This window comes from Streptomyces sp. NPDC059567 (genome assembly GCF_042735655.1).
GTDB lineage: Bacteria > Actinomycetota > Actinomycetes > Streptomycetales > Streptomycetaceae > Streptomyces.
In genome coordinates this window covers 1-3,440 of the sequence record NZ_JBHWBS010000197.1, presented here as the reverse complement: position 1 = coordinate 3,440, position 3,440 = coordinate 1, and the positions used below count along the sequence as shown (strand labels likewise).

The 3,440-nt window shown below is 70.4% G+C and carries 1 protein-coding gene; it reads left to right on the top strand.

Annotated features, from left to right (window positions below; all coding sequences use genetic code 11):
• Positions 1-27: 27 nt before the first annotated feature.
• Positions 28-3,440 (top strand): AMP-binding protein (locus tag ACFVZW_RS36880; RefSeq protein ID WP_384530946.1); only part of this gene is annotated, 3,413 nt, incomplete at its 3' end.

Here is a 3,440-nt window from a genome sequence, read left to right as displayed (position 1 = left end):
GGTGAGGTTCAGGCCCGTCCTCGGACGGTGGTGCTGGCGGGTGAGGCGTTGACGGCGGATGCGGTTGCCGGGATCCGTTCGGCGATTCCTGGTGCCCGGGTCGCCAACATCTACGGCCCTACTGAGGCCACGGTCTACACGACGGCCTGGTATTCCGACACCGACGTGGACGGGGTCGTGCCGATCGGCCGCCCGATATCCAACGCCCGCGTCTACATCCTGGACGGAACCCTGTCCCCGGTCCCTGCCGGGGTCCCGGGAGAGCTGTATATCGCTGGTGCGGGTCTGGCTCGGGGTTACCTGGGGCGTCCGGAGCTGACGGGTGAGCGGTTCGTCGCAGACCCCTTCTCCGTCACCGGGGGTCGTCTCTATCGCACCGGTGACATCGTGCGGTGGTCGCGGGACGGTCAGATCGAGTACCTGGGCCGTGCGGATGAGCAGGTCAAGATCCGTGGTTTCAGGATCGAGCTGGGCGAGGTCCAGTCGGTGCTGGCCGGGCATCCCCTGGTCGCGCAGGCGGTCGTCGTCGCCCGTGAGGACACCCCGGGGGACAAGCGTCTGGTCGCGTACGTCGTGCCGGCAGAGGAAGGGGTGGCCGAGGAGCTGCCCCGTATCCTGACCGTTCTGGCCGGCGACCGGCTTCCGTCCTACATGGTTCCGTCGGCGATCGTGCCTCTGGACGAACTGCCGTTGAATGTGAACGGCAAGCTGGATCGTAAGGCGCTGCCCGCCCCGGAGTACGCCACGGGTGCCGGCGGCCGGGGTCCGGTCACTCTTCAGGAAGAGCTGTTGTGCGGGGTGTTCGCCCAGGTTCTCGGGCTTCCCGAGGTCGGGGTGGACGACGACTTCTTCGCTCTGGGCGGCCACTCGCTGCTCGCGGTGCGTCTGATCAGCCGGGTCCGTACGGTCCTGGGGGTGGAGGTCGCGCTGCGGGCGCTGTTCGAGACCCCGACCGTCGCCGGTCTCGCGGCCGGGCTGACCGGTGCCGGACAGGCCCGGCTCGCCCTGACCGCAGGAGTACGCCCGGAGCGCGTCCCGCTCTCCTTCGCCCAGCAACGCCTCTGGTTCATCAGCCAGTTGGAAGGCCCCAGCGCCACCTACAACAGCCCCATCGCCCTGCGGCTGTCCGGAGAGGTCGACCCGCAGGCCCTGAACGCGGCCCTGCGGGACGTCATCGGGCGGCACGAGGTCCTGCGGACCGTCTTCGGCGTCGCGGACGGGCAGCCATACCAGCAGGTCGTCGAGCTTGCCGCCCTCGAATGGGAGCTGGACTACGCGGAGGTCGACGCGGCCGAGCTGGAGGACGCGGTCGCCGGGGCGGCGCGGTACGCCTTCGACCTCTCCGTCGAGGTGCCGATCCGGGCCACCCTGTTCGAGACCCGAGAGGGCGAGCGCGTCCTCGTCGTCCTCGTCCACCACATCGCCAGCGACGGCTGGTCGCGGGCGCCCCTGTCCCGGGACTTCTCCACGGCCTACGCGGCGCGCGTCGAGGGCGAGGCGCCCGAGTGGGAGCCGCTGCCGGTCCAGTACGCCGACTACGCGCTCTGGCAGCGCGAGCTGCTCGGCGACGAGGGCGACACCGAGAGTGTGATCGCCCGCCAACTGGCGTACTGGCGCGAGACATTGGCAGGCTCCCCGGAAGAGCTGGAGCTTCCCTTCGACCGGTCACGGCCGGCGGTCGCCTCGCACCTGGGGCACAGCGTCGCGCTCGACGTCCCTGCCGAGGTGCATGCGCGCCTCGTGGAGCTGGCGCGCGCCGAGGGCGTGACCATGTTCATGGTCCTCCAGGCCGCCCTGGCCACCCTGCTCTCGAAGCTGGGCGCGGGCACCGACGTCCCGATCGGTTCGGCGCACGCGGGCCGCGGCGACGAGGCCCTCGACGACCTGGTCGGCTGCTTCGTCAACACCCAGGTGCTGCGGGCGGACCTCTCGGGCGACCCGGCCTTCACGGAGCTGCTCGCCCGGGTCCGGGAAGCGGGGCTGTCCGGCTTCGCCCACCAGGACGTGCCGTTCGAGCGGCTGGTCGAGGAACTGGCCCCGGCCCGCTCCATGGCCCGCCACCCGCTCTTCCAGGTCGTCCTGACGAAGCAGAACACCGTCAGTGCCGGTCTCGACGCGCTGGCCACGCCCGTCGTGTGGACCGGCGGCATGTCCACCGGTACCCGTGCCGCGAAGTTCGACCTCGACGTGATGGTGGGGGAGACGTACGACGCCGAGGGCGCCCCGGCCGGCCTGCGCGGCTCGGTCACGGTCGCCGCCGACCTCTTCGACGCGGAGTGGGCCGAGCGCATCGCCCGGTCCTGGGTGCGCGTGCTCGACCTGCTCGGCGACAGCCCGCAGACCCGTCTCAGCGGCGTCCCGGCGCTCGACGAGGTGGAGCGCCATCGGGTGTTGGTCGGCTGGAACGACACGGCGACGGACGGCCGACCGTCCCCGGTGCACGAGCTGTTCGAGCAGCAGGCGACCCGCACCCCCGAGGCCGCCGCGATCGTCAGCGAAGGTGTGGAGGTCCCGTACGCGGAGTTGGATGCGCGGGCGAATCGGATTGCGCATTACCTGATCGGTCAGGGCATCGGTGCGGAGTCGGTGGTGGGTCTGTGTCTGCCGCGTGGTGTGGACATGGTCGCGGGCATTCTGGGTGTGTGGAAGGCGGGTGCGGGTTACCTGCCGGTGGATCCGGCGCAGCCGACGGACCGGATCGCGTTCATGCTGCGGGACAGCCGGGCCGCGCTGGCGCTGACGACCGAGGAGATCCTGGACGAGCTGCCGGCCGGCCGTTCGCGTCTGGTGGCGATCGACGACTCGTTCGTGGAGATGCAGCTGGCGGCGGCGTCGGCGGAGCGTCCCGGGCGTCGGGTGGCGTCGGAGTCTTTGGCGTATGTCATCTATACGTCGGGTTCGACGGGTCAGCCCAAGGGCGTGGCCGTCACGCACGGCGGTCTTGCGAACTATGTGTCCTGTGTCCCCTCGCGGGTCGGCTTTGGTCGGCCCGGTGCGCGGTATGCGCTGCTGCAGGCGCAGGCGACGGACCTGGGTAACACCGTGGTCTTCGCCAGCCTCGCGACGGGTGGTGAGTTGCATGTTCTCGATGAGGGTGCGGTCACTGATCCGCGGGCGGTCGCGGCGTATCTCTCCGAGCACTGCATCGATCACTTCAAGGCGGTGCCTTCTCACATGGCTGCGCTGTCGGCGGCTGGTGGTGTGGAAGGCGTTCTGCCGACCGGGTCGCTGGTTCTGGGTGGTGAGGCTGCCTCGCCGGTGTGGTTGCGGGAGCTTCTGGCCGCTGCCGGTGAGCGTGAGGTTCATAACCATTACGGGCCGACCGAGACCACGATCGGCGTTGCCACGGCACGGCTGACCCCGGAGCGGGTCGCCGGGGAGGCGGTGCCGGTCGGATCTCCGATCGCCAACACCCGCTTCTACGTCCTGGACCGGCACCT